The following is a 19,098-nucleotide window of genomic DNA, read 5'->3' as shown; positions in this document are numbered from 1 at the left end:
ACTCCTCTTGACACCGCGAACGGCGCGTGCGCAAGTCGATCACACCGTCCGGCACTACAAAATCATGTAGTGCGACGGGCGGGCGGCCCGGGTCGGCGGGGCGACGCTGGAGACATCCCCTCGCATGGAAGGCATCGCATCGTCATGACCGAACCCCCCCTCCTTCCGGCCGGGACCGCCGAGGGCGACAGCTCCGACGGCGTCCCGCTGGTCGACATCTCCGCGCGGACCAACAACACGCCGGTCCAGCAGGCCATGGAGCTGACGCGGGCCCATGGCCCGGTGCTGCGGCGCCGGTTGCACGGCACCGACATACTGTTCGTCAGCGACCCCGACCTGGTGGCCGAGCTGTGCGACGACCAGCGGTTCGCCAAGTTCGTCAACCAGTCGCTGGAGAACGTCCGGGAGTTCACCCACGACGGGCTGTTCACCGCGTACAACGACGAGCCGAACTGGGCGAAGGCGCACGACATCCTGATGCCCGCCTTCGCGCTCGGCTCGATGCGCACCTACCACCCGGTGATGCTCCAGGTGGCGCGGCGGGTGCTCGACGCGTGGGACGCCCGCGCGGCGAGCGGCGAGCCGGTCGCGGTGACGGACGACATGACGCGGATGACGCTGGACACCATCGGGCTGGCCGGGTTCGGCTACGACTTCGGCTCGTTCGACCGCGCGGAGCCGCATCCGTTCGTGCAAGCCATGGTGCGCTGCCTGGAGTGGAGCATGCGCAAGGTGGCGCGCCGCCCGGACGTGGACTACAGCGAGCAGGACGAGGCGTTCCGCGCCGATACGGCGTACCTCACGTCCGTCGTCGACGAGGTGATCCAGGCGCGGGTCGCCGCGGGCGAGACGGGCACCGACGATCTGCTGGGGCTGATGCTCAGGTCCACGCATCCGTCCGACGGCACCCCACTGGACCACGCCAACATCCGGGACCAGGTGATCACCTTCCTGATCGCGGGTCACGAGACCACCTCGGGCGCGCTGTCCTTCGCCCTCCACTACCTCGCCAAGAATCCGGGCGAGCTGCGCCGGGTGCAGCGGGAGGCGGACGCGCTGTTCGGCGCCGACGCGAACCCGGAGCCGACGTTCGAGCAGGTGGGGCTGTTGCGCTACACCCGCCAGGTGCTGAACGAGGCGCTGCGGCTGTGGCCGACCGCGGCCGCGTTCTCCCGGCAGGCGCGCGAGGACACGATGCTCGGCGGGCGCATTCCGATGCGGGCCGGGCAGCCCGCCATCGTGCTCACCCCGATGCTGCACCGCGCCGCGGTGTGGGGCGACAACCCGGAGCTGTTCGACCCGTCGCGCTTCGACCCGGAGGCCGAGGCGGCGCGTCCGGTGCACGCGTACAAGCCGTTCGGTACCGGTGAACGGGCCTGCATCGGGCGGCAGTTCGCGCTGCACGAGGCCACCATGCTGCTCGCGATGCTGGTGCACCGCTACCGGCTGATCGACCACGCGGACTACCGGCTCCACGTCAAGGAGTCGCTCACCCTCAAGCCCGAGGGCCTCACCCTGCGGCTGATCCCGCGTACCCCGGAGGAGCGGGCGGTGGCGGCGGCCGCCGCGGTGGCGACAAGCGCGCCCGTACGGGACGCCTCGCTGCCGAGCCGGGTGCGCCAGGACACCGGTGCGCTGCTGCTGTACGGCACCAACTTCGGCACCTGCCGCTCCTTCGCCGAGGATCTGGCCGCCGACGCGGACGGCCTGGACTGCGCCACCGAGGTCGCCCCGCTCGACGCGTACGCAGGCGGGCTGCCCACCGACCGCCCGGTGGTCATCACCGCCGCCTCCTACAACGGGCAGCCCACCGATGACGCCGCCGCGTTCCTGGCCTGGCTGGAGACGGCCGAGCCGGGCGCGGCGGACGGCGTCGCGTACGCGGTGCTCGGCGTCGGCGACCGCAACTGGGCCGCCACCTACCAGCGCGTGCCGACTCTGATCGACGAGCGGCTGGCCGCCCTCGGCGCCACCCGGCTGATCGACCGGGCCGCGGCCGACGCCTCGGGCGATCTCAGCGGCACGGTGCGGGACTTCACCGAGCGGCTGCGCACCGCGCTGCTGGAGCGCCACGGCGACCCGGCCACCGTGGGCGCGGCCCCGGCCGCGGACGCGGCGGACGACGGCCCGGCGTACACCGTCACCGAGGTCACCGGCGGGCCGCTGGACGCATCGGCGCGGCAGCACGGCATGGTGGCGATGGAGGTCACCGAGACGGGCAGCCTGAGCGATCCGTCGTACGCGCGCGTCAAGCGGTTCGTGCGGCTGGCCCTGCCCGAGGGGGTCGCGTACCGCACCGCCGACCACCTCACCGTGCTCCCGGCCAACGACCCGGAGCTGGTGACCCGGGCCGCCAAGCTGCTCCACGCCGACCCGGAGACCGTGCTGAGCATCGTGCCCGCGCGCCCGGCCCGCCGCGGCGGTCTGGCCGTGGACCGGCCGGTCAGCGTGCGGGAGCTGCTGACCCACCACCTGGAGCTGAACCACCGTCCGAGCGCCGAGCAGCTGGCCCTGCTCGCCGAGCTGAATCCCTGCCCGCCGGAGAAGGCGGCGCTCGCCGCGCAGACCCCCGGGATACGCACCCTGCTGGACCTGATCGAGTCCAACCCGGCGCTGTGCGAGACGCTGACCTGGCCGGTGCTGCTGGAGCTGCTGCCGCCGCTGCGGCCGCGCCACTACTCGATCTCGTCCTCCCCCGCCGTCTCGCCGCGCCATGTCGATCTGATGGTGTCGCTGCTGCGCGATGAGGCGAGCGGCTTCCAGGGCACCGGCTCCGGCCATCTGAACGCGGTGCGGCCCGGGGACACCGTGCTCGCCCGGGTGCAGCCCTGCCGGGACGCGTTCCGCATCGGCCACGCGCCGGACCGGCCGGTCATCATGGTGTCCGCCGGTACCGGGCTCGCCCCCTTCCGCGGCACCATCGCGGACCGGCGGGCGCTCGTGGAGTCCGGCGCACCGCTCGCCCCGGCACTGTGCTACTTCGGCTGCGACGCGCCGGACGCCGACTATCTGCACGGCGAGGAGCTGCGCGCCGCCGAGGCGGTCGGTGCGGTGTCCATGCGCCCGGCGTTCAGCCGGGCCCCGGTGGACGGCCACCGCTTCGTCCAGCACCGCATCGCCGCCGACGCCGCGGAGATCTGGCGGCTGCTGGCGGAGGGCGCGGCGGTGTACGTGTGCGGCGACGGCGCCCGGATGGCCCCCGGGGTGCGGGAGGCCTTCCGGTCGGTGTACGCGGCCCACACCCCCGGCGCCGACGACGCGGCGGCGCAGCGGTGGCTGGACGCCCTGATGGCCGAGGGCCGCTACGTGGAGGACGTCTACGCCGGGTGACCGCGCCCCGGCTCAGTCGCCGTGGGGCGGGCGCGCACATGCATGCGCTCGCCCTGGGCGCCGAAGAGGCTGAGGAACTCGACGGGCTGTGCGCTCGCGCTGGCGAAGCCGTGGGGCGTACGGGTGTCGAACTCGGCGGCCTCGCCCGAGGTGAGGATCAGATCGTGCTCGCCGAGGGCGAGGTGCAGCTTGCCGGAGAGGACGTACAGCCACTCGTACCCCTCGTGCACCGCCTGCGAAGGCCGGGCGTCGGCGCCCGTCTTCCGGCCGGGCAGGATCTGCTTGTAGGCGTGCAGCCCGCCGAGGTAGCGGGTCAGCGGCACGAACGTCTGTCCGTGCCGGGTGAAGGGGCGGGGATGGATGCGGGGGTCGCCGGTGGGCGGCGCGCCGACCAGTTCGTCCAGCTGGACGCCGTAGGCCTTGGCCAGGGGCAGCAGCAGTTCCAGGGTGGGCTTGCGCTGCCCCGATTCCAGCCGCGAGAGGGTGGAGAGCGAGATCCCGGTGGTCTCGCTCAGCTGGGCCAGGGTGGCTCCGCGCTCCCGCCGCAACGCCCGCAGCCGCGGGCCGACGGCGTTCAGCGCCTCGGGAATGTCCTCGTCTGCCATCCTCCCATTTGCCGGTGCGGCAAGAAGTTTTGTCAAGTCTCGGATGATCGGCCGATCACCAGGTGACGGGCAGCTCGTGGGCTCCGTAGATGACCATGTCGCTGCGCATCCGCACCTCCTCCGGCGCCACCGCGAGCGCGAGGTCCGGGAACCGGCCGAGCAGTCCGCGGTAGCCCGCCGCGAGCTCGATCCGGGCCAGGTTCGCGCCGAGGCACTGGTGGATGCCGTATCCGAACGCGAGGTGGCTGCTGCGGGGGCGGCCGACGTCGAGCCTGTGGGGCTCGTCCACCAGTGCGGGGTCCCGGTTCACGGCCGGAACCGAGACCGCCACGCTCTGGCCCGCCGTGACGGTGACGCCGCCGATCTCGACGTCCTCCAGCGCGATCCGGACCGGGAAGGCGTTGACGATGCTCAGGTAGCGCAGCAACTCCTCGACGGCGCCGGGCACCAGCGCGTCGTCCTCGCGCAGCCGCCGCATCTGCTCCGGGTTCTGGAGCAGGACGAAGGTGCCGAGGCTGAGCATGTTGGTGGTGGTCTCGTGGCCGGCGATCAGCAGCAGCGCCGCCATGTTGTTGATCTCGACGTCGGACAGCTCGCCGACGGAGGTGAGGTACGAGATCAGATCGTCCTGGGGGGCGCGCCGCTTGGCGGCGGTCAGCTCGCCGAGGAAGCCGGTGATCGTGCGCATCCCCTGGTCGAACTGGCCGCCCGACTGGTCCTGGACCAGGATCTGCGCGCTGGCCCGCTGGAAGGTCTCACGCTCCGCGTAGGGCACGCCGAGCATTTCGCAGATCACCAGCGAGGGCACCGGCAGCGCGAAGTGTTCCACCAGGTCGGCCGGTTTTCCGGCGGCCTGGAGGGCGTCCAGGCAGTCGGTGACGATGCCGTCGATGCGGGGTTCGAGGGCGCGCATCCGCCGTACGGTGAAGTAGCGGGTGAGTAACCCGCGATAGTGGCCGTGTTCGGGGGCGTCCATGCTCAGGAACGACCCCGGCCCGTTGCCGCGGTTCTCCCGGACGTTCGGCGAGACGGGCCGCACGGTGTCGTCGCCGCGCCACCGCTCGGCGCTGAAGCGCGGATCCCGCAGCACCTCCCGGGCCTCGTGGTACCCGGTGACCAGCCATCCCGTACTGCCGCCGACGAACCGGAGCGGGCTGATGGCGGGGCCGGTGATCAGTGCGGGCGCGGGATCGACGTAGTTGGCGCGCTGCTTGGGGTACAGCGGGGCCTGGTGGGCCTGGTGGGCCTGATGGGGCGCGGACGACGGGGCACTCACGATGGTCCTCCTCGGCAGCAGCCTGCGGACTCTTCCGGGGAACGCCGTTCGGTCCCCCGGGCACCATGCCCGAGGTGCGAACTGGATCACAAGGGTGCCGTCCGGCGCGCTGGGCAGCAGTAGTGTCGCGAGCAGGCTGTGTTCGTACCGGGCAGTAGGACGGGCAGTAGGAAGGGATACGCACATGTTCCGCAAGGTGCTGGTCGCCAACCGAGGAGAGATCGCCATTCGGGCGTTCCGCGCCGGCTATGAGCTGGGAGCGAGGACGGTCGCGGTGTTCCCCCACGAGGACCGCAACTCGCTGCACCGGCTGAAGGCCGATGAGGCGTACGAGATCGGCGAGCCGGGCCATCCGGTGCGGGCCTATCTGTCCGTCGAGGAGATCGTCGCCGCGGCGCGGCAGGCCGGGGCCGACGCGGTGTACCCGGGATACGGCTTCCTGTCCGAGAACCCCGACCTCGCGCGGGCGTGCGAGGAGGCGGGGATCACGTTCGTCGGCCCGAGCGCGGAGACGCTGGAGCTGACCGGCAACAAGGCGCGGGCGGTGGCGGCGGCCCGGGCGGCGGGGGTGCCGGTGCTCGGCTCCTCGGAGCCCTCCTCGGACGTGGACGAGCTGGTACGGGCGGCGGAGGAGCTGGGCTTCCCGGTGTTCGTCAAGGCCGTCGCGGGCGGTGGCGGGCGCGGGATGCGGCGGGTCGAGGAGCCCCGGCTGCTGCGCGAGTCGATCGAGGCGGCGGCCCGCGAGGCGGAGTCGGCGTTCGGCGATCCGACGGTCTTCCTGGAGAAGGCGGTCGTCGAGCCCCGCCACATCGAGGTGCAGATCCTCGCCGATGCCGAGGGCAATGTCATGCACCTGTTCGAGCGGGACTGTTCGGTGCAGCGCCGCCACCAGAAGGTCATCGAGATGGCGCCCGCGCCCCACCTCGACCCGGAGCTGCGCGAGCGGATCTGCGGGGACGCGGTGAAGTTCGCCCGGCAGATCGGCTACCGCAACGCGGGCACGGTGGAATTCCTGCTGGACCGCGAGGGCAACCACGTCTTCATCGAGATGAACCCGCGGATCCAGGTCGAGCACACGGTGACCGAGGAGATCACCGATGTCGACCTCGTCCAGTCGCAGATGCGGATCGCGAGCGGGGAGACCCTGCGCGACCTCGGTCTGTCGCAGGACACCGTCTATCTGCGCGGCGCCGCGCTCCAGTGCCGGATCACCACCGAGGACCCGGCCAACGGCTTCCGCCCGGACATCGGCATGATCAGCGCCTACCGCTCGCCGGGCGGCTCGGGCATCCGCCTCGACGGCGGCACCACCCACGCCGGTGCCGAGATCAGCGCCCACTTCGACTCGATGCTGGTGAAGCTGACCTGCCGGGGCCGCGACTTCGACCACGCCATCGGGCGGGCCCGGCGCGCGGTGGCCGAGTTCCGTATCCGCGGGGTGTCCACCAACGTTCCGTTCCTCCAGGCCGTGCTGGACGATCCGGACTTCCGGGCCGGGCACGTCACCACGTCGTTCATCGAGGAGCGGCCGCATCTGCTGACCGCGCGGCACTCCGCCGACCGCGGCACCAAGCTGCTCACCTATCTCGCCGACATCACGGTCAACAAGCCGCACGGCCCCCGGCCCCAGCTGATCGACGCGGCCGGGAAGCTGCCGCAGGTGCCGGACGGGGCGCCGCCCGCCGGATCCAAGCAGACCCTCACCGAGCTGGGCCCGGAGGGCTTCGCCCGGTGGCTGCGCGAGTCGCCGCGGATCGGGGTCACCGACACCACGTTCCGGGACGCGCACCAGTCGCTGCTGGCCACCCGCGTACGTACCAAGGACCTCCTCGCCGTGGCCCCGGCGGTGGCGCACACCGTGCCGGAGCTGCTGTCGCTGGAGTGCTGGGGCGGCGCCACCTACGACGTGGCGCTGCGGTTCCTCGCCGAGGACCCCTGGGAGCGGCTGGCGGCGCTGCGCGAGGCGGTGCCCAACATCTGTCTCCAGATGCTGCTGCGCGGCCGCAACACCGTCGGATACACCCCGTACCCGACCGAGGTGACGGACGCCTTCGTCCACGAGGCCACCGCCACCGGCATCGACATCTTCCGCATCTTCGACGCGCTCAACGACGTCGGGCAGATGCGGCCCGCCATCGAGGCGGTGCGGAGCACCGGCACCGCGGTCGCCGAGGTGGCGCTGTGCTACACCAGCGACCTGTCCGACCCGTCGGAGAAGCTGTACACCCTGGACTACTACCTGCGGCTCGCCCAGCAGATCGTGGACGCGGGCGCGCACGTGCTGGCCATCAAGGACATGGCGGGGCTGCTGCGCGCCCCGGCCGCCGCGAAGCTGGTGTCCGCGCTCCGCCGGGAGTTCGACCTGCCCGTGCACATCCACACCCACGACACCGCGGGCGGACAGCTCGCCACCTATCTGGCCGCGATCCAGGCCGGTGCGGACGCGGTGGACGGGGCGGTGGCGTCCATGGCGGGCACCACCTCGCAGCCCTCGCTGTCGGCGATCGTGGCCGCCACCGACCACTCCGAGCGGCCCACCGGGCTCGACCTGGAGGCGATCGGCGGTCTCGAGCCGTACTGGGAGAGCGTGCGCAAGATCTACGCACCGTTCGAGGCGGGCCTCGCCTCGCCGACCGGGCGGGTGTACCACCACGAGATCCCCGGCGGCCAGCTGTCCAACCTGCGCACCCAGGCCATCGCGCTCGGCCTCGGCGACCGCTTCGAGGACATCGAGGCGATGTACGCCGCCGCCGACCGCATGCTCGGCCACCTCGTGAAGGTCACCCCGTCCTCGAAGGTCGTCGGCGACCTCGCGCTGCACCTGGTGGGCGCCGGGGTGTCGCCGGAGGACTTCAAGGCCGAGCCCAACAAGTTCGACATCCCGGACTCGGTGATCGGCTTCCTGCGCGGTGAGCTGGGCAGCCCGCCCGGTGGCTGGCCGGAGCCCTTCCGCACCAAGGCGCTGGAGGGGCGGGCGGAGGCCAGGCCCACGACGGAGGAGCTGTCCGCCGAGGACCGGCAGCACCTCGCCGACGACCGCCGCCGGACCCTGAACCGGCTGCTGTTCCCCGGCCCGACGAAGGAGTTCGAGACCCACCGGGAGACGTTCGGCGACACCAGCGTGCTGGACAGCAAGGACTTCTTCTACGGGATCCGCCCGGGGAAGGAGTACACGGTGGACCTGGAGCCCGGGGTGCGGCTGCTCATCGAGCTGGAGGCCATCGGCGAGGCCGACGAGCGCGGTATGCGAACGGTGATGTCCACCCTGAACGGGCAGCTGCGCCCGATCCAGGTCCGGGACACCTCGGCGGCCTCCGACATCCCGGCCACCGAGAAGGCCGACAAGAACAACCCGGGCCATGTGGCCGCGCCGTTCGCCGGGGTGGTGACGCTGACCGTCGCCGAGGGCGACCAGGTCGAGGCGGGTGCCACCGTGGCCACCATCGAGGCGATGAAGATGGAGGCCACCATCGCCGCGCCGAAGGCCGGCCGGGTCTCCCGGGTGGCCATCAACAGCATCCAGCAGGTGGAAGGCGGTGACCTGCTGGTCGACCTCGGCTGAGGCACGGCCTCACGGCCCCGGTCCGGTGGAAGATTCAGGCCACCGGACCGGGGCCTTGCCAATACTTCGGCAACCGTTGACAAGGTTGCGCAACGGTGAACACCATGCACTATGTCGTTCACCCGCAACCTCTCCTCACGCCGGTAGCGGGCCGCCATGGCCCCCACCCTCACCGACGTCGCCAAGAGCGCCAACGTGGCGCTGTCCACGGCCTCCCGGGCGTTCAGCAACCCGGACCGGCTGGGACCGCAGACCTTGCGCAAGATCCTGGCCGTTGCCCAAGAACTGGGATACGAACCACCGGTGGCCGCCCGCGCCGCCGAGCCCCTCACCGACACGGAGACCGCCACGGTCGCCGTCGTCGTCCCCGACATCGCCAACCCCGTGTTCGGGGCCTTCGTAAAGGCCGCCCAGGGCGAGGGCTGGCGCCGTCGGCAGACCGTCGTGCTCGCCGACACCGATCTGAGCCCGGACCGGGAGCGCGAGGTGATCGCGCACATGACGGGGCAGGCGGACGGGCTGATCGTGTGTTCGCCCCGGCTGGAGGCGGACGAGGTCCTGGACCTGTGCGGACGGACGCCCGCCGTGCTGGTCAACCGGGAGACGGCCGGCGCCGACTGTGTGATCGCCGACGCCGCCCACGGGATGCGCCAGGCCGTGGAATACCTGTCCGCGCTCGGCCATCGGCGGATCGCCTACGTCCAGGGCATGCAGCGCTCGTGGTCCAACGCGCACCGGGTCGCGCTGATCCGCGCCGAGACCGAACGCGTCGGTCTCGAGCTGGAGTTGCTGGGCTGGCAGTCGGAGACGGTGGCGGGCGGCACGGCCGCAGCGGCGAGCGTCATGGCCTCGGGAGCGTCCGCCGTGATCGCGCACAACGATCTGATGGCCCTGGGCGTCATCTCCGGCGCCCGGGCGCTGGGGCTGGGCGTTCCCCAGCGGCTGAGCGTCATCGGCGTCGACGACATCCCCTTCGCCGAAGTGGCGCAGCCGTCCCTGACCAGCATCGCGGTGCCGATGGCCCGGGCCGGCGCGCTCAGCCACGAGCTGCTGGGTCAGGTCCTCGGCGGCGAGCGGCAGATGCCCCGCACCCTGCGGCTGCCCACCCAGCTCATCGTGCGCGGGTCCACCGGCCCGGCACCGCACTCCGTCCAGGCAGGGGCCGCGGTGGCGGCGGAAAAGGGAACGCCATGACCCCCGAGCCCCTGACCGTGGTGGTCGCCGACGCCAATCTGCGTCCGCTGCGCGACGAGTTCGAGGCCGCCCTTCCTGCGGGTACGGTCGTCAGCTGGCCCGAGCCCAAGGACGCCGAGGCGGTCGAGGCCGCGGTGCCGCACGCGGACGTGCTGGTGGCGGGGCAGTGCACCGCCCGGACGGCCGCCCTCGCCACCCGGCTCCGGCTGGTCCACACGGCCGGTGCGGGAACGGACGAGATCGATCTGACCGCGCTGCCGCCCGGGACCCGGGTGGCCAACACCTTCCACCACGAGGACGCGATCGCCGAATACGCCGTATCGGCCGCGATCCTGCTGCGGCGCGGCTTCCTGCGCCAGCACGACGCACTGCGCCGCGGGCTGTGGGACTCCCCCGCACACGATCCGCACTCCCCCTGGATGGACTCGCTGTCCGCGGCCACCATCGGCTTCGTCGGCTTCGGCCACATCGGCGCCCGCTGCTGGCAGGGGTTCCGGACGTTCGGCGCGAGCGGCGTGGCGGTCACCCGGCGGGGCGAGGTGGACGCGACGGCCGAGGGGCTGACCTGGTCCGGGACCATCGACGACCTCGGCGCGCTGCTGGACACCTCCGACGTGGTCGTGGTGTCGGCGCCGCACACACCGGAGACCACCGGGCTCATCGGCGAGGCCGAGCTGTCCCGGATGCGCCCGTCCGCGGCGCTGGTCCACGTCGGACGCGGTCCCGTCGTGGACGAGGACGCGCTGTACGAGGCGCTGAGCACCCACACCATCGGGGCAGCGGCGCTCGACGTCTGGTACCGGTACCCGACGAGCGGACACACCGGCGCCCCCAGCAGGCATCCCTTCGAAACGCTGGACAACGTACTGATGACGCCCCACTCCTCCGGCCTCACCCGGCAGACCTTCATCCGCCGCGCCGCCGACATCACCGCCAACATCGGCCGGCTGGCAAGCGGCGAGCCGCTGCGCAACGTGGTGGCGGTGGCCCGATGACCGCGACGCCCGAGAGCGACACCATCGCCGCCGCCGAGGTGCTGGTGACCAGCCCCGGCCGCAACTTCGTCACGCTCAAGATCACCACCACCGAGGGCCTCGTCGGCTGGGGCGACGCCACGCTCAACGGCCGTGAGCTGGCCGTCGCCTCGTATCTGCGGGACCATGTGGCGCCGCTGCTCATCGGCCGCGACCCGGCGCGCATCGAGGACACCTGGCAGTACCTCTACCGCGGGGTCTACTGGCGGCGCGGCCCGGTGACGATGACGTCCATCGGCGCGGTGGACATGGCCCTGTGGGACATCAAGGGCAAGACCACCGGCCAGCCCGTCTACCAGCTGCTCGGCGGCGCGGTCCGCGACCGGATCCTCACCTACACCCATGCCACCGGCTGGGACGTCCCGCAGCTGCTGGAATCGATCGACGCCCGGCGCGAGGAGGGGTTCCGCGCCGTGCGGGCGCAGAGCGGTGTCCCCGGCCTGGACACGGTGTACGGGGTGAGCCGGAGCGGCCGGGGGTACGAACCGGCCGGGCGCGGCGCCGCCCCGGCGGAGGAGGTGTGGGACACCGACGCCTACCTCCGGCACGCGCCGAAGGTGCTCACCGCCGTACGGGACCATGTCGGGCCCGAACTGAAGCTGCTGCACGACGCGCACCACCGGCTCACCCCCGGCCAGGCCGCCCGGCTCGGGCGCGCGCTGGAGGACGTGGACCTGTTCTGGCTGGAGGACGTCACCCCCGCGGAGAACCAGCAGGTGCTGCGGCACGTACGGCAGCACACCACCGTGCCGCTGGCGATCGGCGAGGTGTTCAACACGGTCTGGGAATGCCAGTCGCTGATCACCGAGCAGCTGATCGACTTCGTGCGGACCTGTGTGAGCCACGCGGGCGGGATCAGCCATCTGCGGCGGATCGCGGCCCTCGCCGAGATCTGGCAGATACGGCTCGGGCCGCACGGCCCCTCGGACGTGTCCCCGGTGGCGCTGGCCGCGTCGCTGCACGTGGGCCTGGCCACGCCGAACTTCGCCATCCAGGAGTACATGGGATACGAGCCGCTCGTGCACGAGGTGTTCGGGCACGCGTGGTCCTACGCCGACGGACATCTGCACCCGGGCGACCGGCCCGGTCTCGGAGTCGAGGTGGACGAAACGCTCGCCGCCCGCTTTCCGTACGAACCCGCCTACCTGCCGGTCGCGCGACGGCGCGACGGCTCGATGACGGATTGGTGAGGATCTCCCCCATGACCACGCCCCCCACCACGCTGGCCACTCCGGCGCGCCTGCCGCGCCTGGACCGCAGCACCGCCGCCGCGTCCGTGCTCACCCCGCGGCGGCCGCCCACCGAGACCGGCATCGTGCATCTGGGGCTCGGCAACTTCCACCGTGCCCACCAGGCCGTCCACACCGCGGCCGCGCTGGACCACACCGACGGCCCGTGGGGCATCCTCGGGGTCGCCGGGCGCTCGGCCACCGTGGCCGAGGCGCTGCGCGCGCAGCAACTGCGCTACGCGGTGGTGGAGATCTCGCCCTCCGGCACCCGAGTCAGCGTGCCCGCGGTGCACACCGGGGCGCTGGTGGCCGCGGAACAGCCCGACGAGGTCCAGGACGCGCTGGCGGCGCCCGGTACGGCCATCGTCACCCTGACGGTCACCGAACACGGCTACACCTTTTCCCCGCGCACCCACGGCCTCGACCTCGACTCCCCGGCGGTGCGGGCCGATCTGCGCGGTGACGGCCCGCCCCGGACCACCATCGGGCGGATCGTGCGCGGGCTCCAGCGCCGGGTCCGCACCCACGCCCGGCCGCTGACGGTGCTCAGCTGCGACAACCTGGTGGGCAACGGGCCCCAGACCCGGCGGCTGGTGCACGAGTTCACCGAGGCGCTCCCGGCCGCGGAGCGCGAGGAACTGCTGCCGTGGCTGGCGCGTTCGGTGACGTTCCCCAGCTCCATGGTCGACCGGATCGTGCCCGCCACCACCGATGTGTACCGGGACGCGGTCGCCGACCGCCTCGGGGTGCGCGACGCCGTCCCCGTACCGGCCGAACCGTTCTCCATGTGGGTCATGGAGGATCGTTTCGCCGCAGGCCGTCCGCGCTGGGAACACGGTGGGGCGCTGTTCACGGACGATGTGGAACCGTACGAGCTGCTGAAGCTGCGGCTGCTCAACGGCACCCACTCGCTCATCGCCTATCTCGGCGCGCTGGACGGGCGGGAGACCATCCCGGACGCCATCGCCCGGCCGTTCATCGCCGAGGCCGCGCGCAGTGTGCTCCACGACGACTATCTGCCGAGCTTCACCGTGCCCGCCGACATCGAACTGGAGGAATACATAGGGCAGTTGTTCGACCGCTGGGCCAACACCGCGCTGGGCCACCGCACCCGGCAGGTCGGCTCGGACGGCTCGGTCAAGCTCCGCCAGCGGGTGCCGGAACCGGCCCTGCTCCATCTGCGGGCCGGGCGGATGCCCCACCATCTGGCGCTGACCGTGGCCGCGTATCTGTGCTGTGTGGCACCGCCGTCCGGCTTCTCACCCGGGCCCCATGCGGCCGCGATGGCCGACCCGGCACGCGAGTCACTGGCCGACCTCGCCCGGTCCGCGCCCCCCGGGCCCCGTACCGCGTTCGTCGAGGCCGTGCTGGAGAGCGGGCTGCTCGGCGACCACCTGACGGACCATCCGGCCTTCACCGCCCGGATCGCCGACCTCATCGACATCATCGTCCGGCACGGCCCCGCCGCGGCGGCGGCCGACGCCCACGGCTCCCGCCAGGGGTCCGTTCAGGGCCCCTGAAACCCCCGTCCCCTCCCCCTTCATCCCCCGCCCCCGCCACTGCCCCTGCTTCGCCCTGCCCGATTCCGCTCCGATCCGTTCAAGGAGGCATGGATCATGGAGAGCAACACCGCCACTCCCCCGCCACCCGCCACCGCCCCGACCGGTGAACCGCCCGCCGACCCCCAGGCGGTACGCCGCGCGGCCTGGGCCGGCCTGGTCGGCACCGCGCTCGAACAGTACGACTTCGTCATCTACGGCACCGCCTCGGCACTGATCTTCAGCGATCTCTTCTTCCCCAATGTCTCGGCGTCCGTGGGCCTCCTCGCCAGCTTCAGCACCTATGCCGTCGGCTTCGCCGCCCGGCCGCTGGGCGGGCTCTTCTTCTCCCGGTTCGGGGATCGCCTCGGCCGCAAGTGGGTGCTGATCGCCACCCTGTTCCTCATGGGCGGCTCCACCCTCGCCATCGGTCTGCTCCCGACGTACGGGGCGGCGGGCATCCTCGCCCCGATCCTGCTGCTGATCTGCCGCATGGCCCAGGGGTTCGGCGCGGGCGCCGAGCAGGCCGGAGGCGCCACCTTGCTCACGGAAACGGCCGCCCCAGGGCGGCGCGGCAGGCTGTCGTCCCTGGTCATGACGGGGGCGGCACTCGGCACCGCGCTGGGCGCGGTGGCCTGGATGCTCGCCCAGCAACTCCCCGATGACGCGCTGATGTCCTGGGGCTGGCGGGTGGTCTTCGCCAGCAGCCTCCTGGTGACCGCGGCCGCCATGGTCATGCGCCGCAAACTGCACGAGAGCCCGGTGTTCCAGGAGCTGAAGGCGCGGCACGAGCGGCCCGCCTCACCGGTCAAGGAGGTCTTCCAGCACGGCCGCAGGCCCCTGCTGCTGGTGATCCTCATGAACTTCGGGGTCAGCACGCAGTCGTACACCTACCAGGTGTTCATGGCCTCCTACCTGGTGTCCAGCGTGGGCGTCGAGAAGAGCTTCGTGCCCGAGGTGCTGCTGCTCGGCTCCCTCTGCGGCGGCCTGGCGGCCATCGCGTTCGGTGCCCTGTCGGACCGCATCGGACGGCGCCCGGTGTGTTCGCTGATCCTCACCGGCATGGTGCTGCTGCCCGCCCCGACGTTCATCGCGCTGAACTCCGGCTCGAAGGTGGCCATCGCGGTGGCGATCGCGGTCGGCTTCATCCTGGCCTGCCAGGGCCTGGTCGGCGTGCACATGAGCTACTTCCCCGAGCTGTTCGGAAACCGCTACCGCTACGCCGGGGTCGCCCTGGGCCGCGAGTTCTCCTCGGTGATCGGCGGCGGTGTCGCACCGCTCATCTGTAGCGCGCTGCTCACCGCGTTCACCGGCTCCTGGATACCGGTCGCGGTCTACATGACCGTGGTCGCGGCCGTGAGCCTCATCACGACCCGGCTGACCCCGGAAACCCTGGACCGCGATCTGAACACGGCGACCGACGCCACCGCCCCGCGCCAACCCGTGTGACCGGCAGTTTCCCCATAGCGAGCGGGTCGTCGGCGCCCTCCGGCGGCCCGCTCGGGGCGTATCTCCCCGCTTCTCCTCCGCTATCCACCATCCTCTCAGATTGATTCAACTTTTGGCCACTCTGACCCCACCTTGGCACCCTTGCCACGGTGTTCGGCCATGGATTCGAAGGAGACCGAACACGGATCCACCGCAAGGAGTGAAAACGCCCATGAGTACCGTTGCCGCCTACGCCGCACCTGCTCCCAAGGCCCCGCTGGAGCGCACCACGATCGAGCGCCGCCCGGTCAGCGAGTTCGACGTGGCGATCGACATCATGTACTCGGGTATCTGCCACTCGGACATCCACCAGGTGCGGGAGGGCTGGAGCGAGGTGCCGTTCCCGCTGGTGCCGGGTCACGAGATCGCCGGTGTCGTCACCGAGGTCGGATCGGGTGTCACCAAGTACGCCGTCGGTGACCGGGTGGGCGTCGGCTGTTTCGTGGACTCCTGCCGCCGCTGCGAGAACTGCCGCAAGGGCCTGGAGCAGTACTGCGCCGAGGGCCACACCGCCACGTACGCCTCCACCGACAAGTACGGCGAGACCACCTACGGCGGCTACGCCACCGGCATCGTCGTCGACGAGAACTACGTCGTGCGCGTGCCCGAAGCGCTGCCGCTGGACGTGGCCGCCCCGCTGCTGTGCGCGGGCATCACCACGTACTCCCCGCTGCGCCACTGGAAGGCCGGGCCGGGCAGCAAGGTCGCCGTCCTCGGCATGGGCGGCCTCGGCCACGTGGCCGTCAAGCTCGCGCACGCGATGGGCGCCGAGGTCACCGTGCTCAGCCAGTCGCTGCGCAAGAAGGACGACGGGCTGCGGCTCGGTGCCGACCACTACTACGCGACCAGCGACCCTCAGACCTTCGAGGAGCTGGACGGCACCTTCGACATCATCCTGTCCACGGTGTCCGCGCCGCTGGACTTCGGCGCGTACCTGAAGCTGCTGAAGACGGACGGCGCGCTGGTGAACGTGGGCCTCCCGGAGGAGCCCATCTCGCTCAACCTGTTCTCGGTGGTCATGGGCCGCCGGACCCTCGCCGGTTCGTTCATCGGCGGCATCGCCGAGACGCAGGAGATGCTCGACTTCTGTGCGGAGCACGGGGTGGGCGCCGAGATCGAGACCATCCGCGCCGAGGAGATCAACACGGCGTTCGAGCGGGTGCTCTCGAGCGACGTGCGCTACCGCTTCGTCATCGACGCCGCCACGATCTGACGCGCACTCAGTTCTGCGTCCGCAGAGCGCATTTGTGACCTCGGCGGCCGTCCCCCTTTCGGGAGCGGCCGCCGAGGTCATTGCCAAGACATGGGATGAATAACCCTGTCGCGAGCCTTGACGACCCCAATGGTCCAGTCCATCGTATGTACGCGCCAGGCCCGCGCAGACGCGCGAGAACGACCATTTCCCGCTCCTCCGACCTCCTCCACAGGGACCCCACCATGGCAGAAGACTCCGCTCCACGCGGTTTCAGTCGTCGGACGTTACTGGGCTCCATGACCGCCACGGCCGTCGGCGTGCCCCTCCTCGGGCAGCTGACGTCGGGCGCCTCCCCGGCCGCCGCGGCCGCCCTGGCGCCGCAACTGGTCTGGAACCCCAGCCCGTCCGGCGTCGGGCTCAAGGCGTTCGAGGGCATCGAGGCCGACCGCGGCAATCAGCACCCCGACCGGGACTACGTCGTGATCGAAGGCGGCGACCACTACCGCTTCAACATCTGGAAGGACGACCGCGACACCACCGGCGGCGGCGACCGCCAGCGCACCGAGTCCAAGGGCATGGTGCAGGGCGGCACGAAGCTGAAGATGCGGGACGGGGAGACCTGGACCCTCTCGTACGAGATGTACATGCCGTCCTCGCTGCACGGCACCAGCAAGTTCACTCACATCTTCCAGACCAAGACCCCGGTCGACAACGGCGGCCCGTACCTCACCCTGGACCTCGGCCGCAGCGGCAGCAAGGAGACGCTGCGCGCCCGGGCGTACGCCAACTCCGGCTCGCCGGACATCGCCTCGACCGACCTCTCGCCCCTGCGCAACAAGTGGATCACCATCGAGTGGAAGCTGACCATCGGGTCCAGCGGAAAGGCCACGTTCACGGCCCGTAACGGCACCGGATCCAGCGCCCCGGTCGCGGTGCGGGGCAGCATGTCGAACGTGAAGATGCCGGACCAGGGCGACTACCAGCGACCCAAGTGGGGCATCTACCGGTCGGTCGAGAGCGCGTCCTCCGACATTCTCGACACCTATCTGCTCTTCCGGAACTACAAGGCGTACCGCGGCACCTGAGCGGCGCCCAAGCGGCACCTTCGCCAAATCCGGAGCAGAAAACGAAAACACTCCGCCACGGGATGTGTGAGTGCCATACAACCGGGTATTCGAGCCAGCCGTGGCCAGGACGCCCGCTCCCGGGCACGGCCACTCGCATATCCCGATCTTGGACGGAATCATGACTGCTCTTCCCGATGACAACGCCGTTACCGCCACTCAGCACGCCCTCGGCGAGCTGGCTGCCGACCGTGCGGACGAGTCCGCGCTGAACACCCTCGCGGGGAGTGAGGTACTGCTTCCCGCCGCCGAGAGCGCCGAGAACACCGACCCGCAGGCGGTGACCCTGCCGGTGTTCCAGCAGGAGGACGGCGCCCAGCTGGTGCCGGTCTTCACCACTCCGGAGCGCATGCACCAGGCGCTGCCGCAGATCGAGCGTTACCACCAGGTGCCGCTGGGCGCGCTGGCTCAGGGCTGGCCCTCCGAGGAGCTTTCCCTGACCATCGACGCGGGTGCCCCGGAAGCGGTCACGCTGACGGCCACCGGGGTGAAGACCCTGCTCAGCCGCGCCGGCTGAACGTTTCCCCCATGTTCACCCAGAGTGCGGGTGTATGTGCGGACCGTAGTCTCGCACATACACCCGCTTCTTTTCGGGCACCCGCGTGACCATGGACACACTGACCCGGATCGAACGAGCCATAGAGCGCTTCGAGGACGCACTGCTCGCCAAGGTGTTCCCCAACGAGCCGGTGGAATTGCTCGGCGCCCTGCGGGAGGAATGCGACAGTCAGGCGGTGGTGTGCAGTTCGAGCCGGGTGGTCGTGCCCAACGCCTATGACGTCGAGCTGTCCGACGAGGTGTACGAGGAGCTGTCCCGGCACGGCAAGCAGGCGGGCCAGACGCTCACGGACAGCCTGATGCGGCACGCGGAGGAGCAGGGGTACGAGTGGGCGGGCCCCCTCACCGTCCACGTCACCAAGTCGAGCGAGGTGCCCAACGGGCGCTACCGGGTGGCCGCCGCCCCGCTGACCCACATCCGCGCGGACGCCTTCGCCGACGGCGCGGCATGATCCTCGCTCCCGGCCCTCGCGCCACTGGTCCTCGCCCCCGTCCTCGCCGCTAGCCGTCCTCCAGCAGCCCGCGCAGCACCCGGCCGAAGACCCGACGCCCGGCCCAGGCGGTCGGAGCGTCCAGCACCCGCGGCAGCCGCGCCACCCGCGCCTCCTCCCGCCACACCGCCCGCGACCGCTCCCCGTCGGCCCGCACCTCGATCTCGGCCCAGCCGAGCACCACGGAGCCGCGCTTCTCCAGTCGGCACAGGCCCGGCCGTCCTTCGCCCGGCGGCTCCCAGCGGACCACCTCCATGGGGTCCTCGAACCCGATCCGGCCCATCCCGGTGTGTGCCACGACCACCGACCCCACCCGCGTCGGCCCCTCGGACCGAAGGGTGACGCTGCTCAACGGCACGTATCTGCCGTGCCGCTGCCAGTGGGTCAGCCGACGCCATGTCTCATCGACGGGGTGGGGCGAGGGACGCTCGATCAGGAAGAGGGCCACAACGGGATCGTAGCGACCGCACAGGT

Annotated in this window: 14 protein-coding genes; 11 read left to right on the top strand and 3 right to left on the bottom strand. The window is 71.5% G+C overall.

The window, feature by feature from the left end:
• The first annotated feature begins 144 nt into the window (after positions 1 to 144).
• Positions 145 to 3,330 carry a cytochrome P450 gene (locus LCH29_RS03100; protein ID WP_446460107.1) on the top strand — a complete coding sequence of 1,062 codons (3,186 nt, stop codon included), beginning with the start codon at positions 145 to 147 and terminating at the stop codon, positions 3,328 to 3,330.
• Here the strand turns inward: LCH29_RS03100 and LCH29_RS03095 are convergent.
• Positions 3,318 to 3,935, bottom strand: coding sequence for a helix-turn-helix domain-containing protein (locus LCH29_RS03095; RefSeq protein ID WP_446460106.1), 618 nt, complete (start codon positions 3,933 to 3,935; stop codon positions 3,318 to 3,320). The genes LCH29_RS03100 and LCH29_RS03095 overlap by 13 nt on opposite strands.
• A 55-nt stretch (positions 3,936 to 3,990) precedes the next feature.
• Complete coding sequence (locus LCH29_RS03090) at positions 3,991 to 5,211, bottom strand: cytochrome P450 (RefSeq protein WP_446460105.1); 1,221 nt, start codon at positions 5,209 to 5,211, stop codon at positions 3,991 to 3,993.
• A gap of 184 nt (positions 5,212 to 5,395) precedes the next feature.
• Between LCH29_RS03090 and LCH29_RS03085 the strand changes: the two genes are divergently transcribed.
• The 10 genes from LCH29_RS03085 to LCH29_RS03040 all read left to right on the top strand — a co-directional run bounded on the left by LCH29_RS03085 (position 5,396) and on the right by LCH29_RS03040 (position 18,585).
• On the top strand, positions 5,396 to 8,773 hold the full coding sequence (locus LCH29_RS03085; RefSeq protein ID WP_446460104.1) for a pyruvate carboxylase: 3,378 nt from the start codon (positions 5,396 to 5,398) through the stop codon (positions 8,771 to 8,773).
• A 156-nt stretch (positions 8,774 to 8,929) separates the two neighbouring features.
• Entirely contained in the window at positions 8,930 to 9,967 is a 1,038-nt protein-coding gene (locus tag LCH29_RS03080) for a LacI family DNA-binding transcriptional regulator (protein ID WP_446460103.1), read from the top strand.
• Positions 9,964 to 10,962 (top strand): 2-hydroxyacid dehydrogenase, encoded by a 999-nt coding sequence (locus LCH29_RS03075; protein WP_446460102.1) that lies wholly within the window; start codon positions 9,964 to 9,966, stop codon positions 10,960 to 10,962. The genes LCH29_RS03080 and LCH29_RS03075 overlap by 4 nt, the downstream gene beginning before the upstream one ends.
• Positions 10,959 to 12,191 carry a D-mannonate dehydratase ManD gene (manD, locus tag LCH29_RS03070; RefSeq protein ID WP_446460101.1) on the top strand — a complete coding sequence of 411 codons (1,233 nt, stop codon included), beginning with the start codon at positions 10,959 to 10,961 and terminating at the stop codon, positions 12,189 to 12,191. Before LCH29_RS03075 ends, manD begins: the two co-directional genes overlap by 4 nt.
• Before the next feature lie 11 nt (positions 12,192 to 12,202).
• Positions 12,203 to 13,750: a mannitol dehydrogenase family protein gene (locus LCH29_RS03065; protein WP_446460100.1), complete on the top strand. Its 1,548-nt coding sequence runs from the start codon at positions 12,203 to 12,205 to the stop codon at positions 13,748 to 13,750.
• Positions 13,751 to 13,846: 96 nt separating this feature from the next.
• A complete protein-coding gene (locus LCH29_RS03060) occupies positions 13,847 to 15,217 on the top strand; it encodes an MFS transporter (protein ID WP_446460099.1) in 1,371 nt (456 codons plus the stop codon).
• Between the two features lie 211 nt (positions 15,218 to 15,428).
• The gene (locus tag LCH29_RS03055) at positions 15,429 to 16,469 is read left to right on the top strand and encodes an NAD(P)-dependent alcohol dehydrogenase (RefSeq protein ID WP_446460098.1); all 1,041 of its coding nucleotides are present in this window, start codon (positions 15,429 to 15,431) and stop codon (positions 16,467 to 16,469) included.
• Positions 16,470 to 16,747: 278 nt separating this feature from the next.
• Positions 16,748 to 17,536, top strand: coding sequence for a hypothetical protein (locus tag LCH29_RS03050; protein ID WP_446460097.1), 789 nt, complete (start codon positions 16,748 to 16,750; stop codon positions 17,534 to 17,536).
• A 160-nt stretch (positions 17,537 to 17,696) separates the two neighbouring features.
• Complete coding sequence (locus LCH29_RS03045) at positions 17,697 to 18,092, top strand: SseB family protein (protein ID WP_123108215.1); 396 nt, start codon at positions 17,697 to 17,699, stop codon at positions 18,090 to 18,092.
• Between the two features lie 91 nt (positions 18,093 to 18,183).
• Complete coding sequence (locus tag LCH29_RS03040; protein ID WP_123108214.1) at positions 18,184 to 18,585, top strand: DUF3662 domain-containing protein; 402 nt, start codon at positions 18,184 to 18,186, stop codon at positions 18,583 to 18,585.
• 49 nt (positions 18,586 to 18,634) lie between these two features.
• On the opposite strand, the gene LCH29_RS03035 is transcribed toward LCH29_RS03040, so the two are convergent.
• Positions 18,635 to 19,072 (bottom strand): SRPBCC family protein, encoded by a 438-nt coding sequence (locus tag LCH29_RS03035; protein ID WP_446460096.1) that lies wholly within the window; start codon positions 19,070 to 19,072, stop codon positions 18,635 to 18,637.
• Positions 19,073 to 19,098 lie beyond the last annotated feature (26 nt).

Source organism: Streptomyces sp. BRA346 (assembly GCF_052851135.1).
The sequence above is the reverse complement of the archived record's forward strand: the minus strand, read 5'-3'. Positions and strand labels throughout refer to the sequence as shown.

Coding starts and splice junctions, on each gene's coding strand:
- LCH29_RS03100 (WP_446460107.1), top strand. CDS start 145: ATGACCGAACCCCCCCTCCTTCCGGCCGGGACCGCCGAGGGCGACAGC.
- LCH29_RS03095 (WP_446460106.1), bottom strand. CDS start 3,935: ATGGCAGACGAGGACATTCCCGAGGCGCTGAACGCCGTCGGCCCGCGG.
- LCH29_RS03085 (WP_446460104.1), top strand. CDS start 5,396: ATGTTCCGCAAGGTGCTGGTCGCCAACCGAGGAGAGATCGCCATTCGG.
- LCH29_RS03080 (WP_446460103.1), top strand. CDS start 8,930: ATGGCCCCCACCCTCACCGACGTCGCCAAGAGCGCCAACGTGGCGCTG.
- LCH29_RS03075 (WP_446460102.1), top strand. CDS start 9,964: ATGACCCCCGAGCCCCTGACCGTGGTGGTCGCCGACGCCAATCTGCGT.
- manD (WP_446460101.1), top strand. CDS start 10,959: ATGACCGCGACGCCCGAGAGCGACACCATCGCCGCCGCCGAGGTGCTG.
- LCH29_RS03065 (WP_446460100.1), top strand. CDS start 12,203: ATGACCACGCCCCCCACCACGCTGGCCACTCCGGCGCGCCTGCCGCGC.
- LCH29_RS03060 (WP_446460099.1), top strand. CDS start 13,847: ATGGAGAGCAACACCGCCACTCCCCCGCCACCCGCCACCGCCCCGACC.
- LCH29_RS03055 (WP_446460098.1), top strand. CDS start 15,429: ATGAGTACCGTTGCCGCCTACGCCGCACCTGCTCCCAAGGCCCCGCTG.
- LCH29_RS03050 (WP_446460097.1), top strand. CDS start 16,748: ATGACCGCCACGGCCGTCGGCGTGCCCCTCCTCGGGCAGCTGACGTCG.
- LCH29_RS03045 (WP_123108215.1), top strand. CDS start 17,697: ATGACTGCTCTTCCCGATGACAACGCCGTTACCGCCACTCAGCACGCC.
- LCH29_RS03040 (WP_123108214.1), top strand. CDS start 18,184: ATGGACACACTGACCCGGATCGAACGAGCCATAGAGCGCTTCGAGGAC.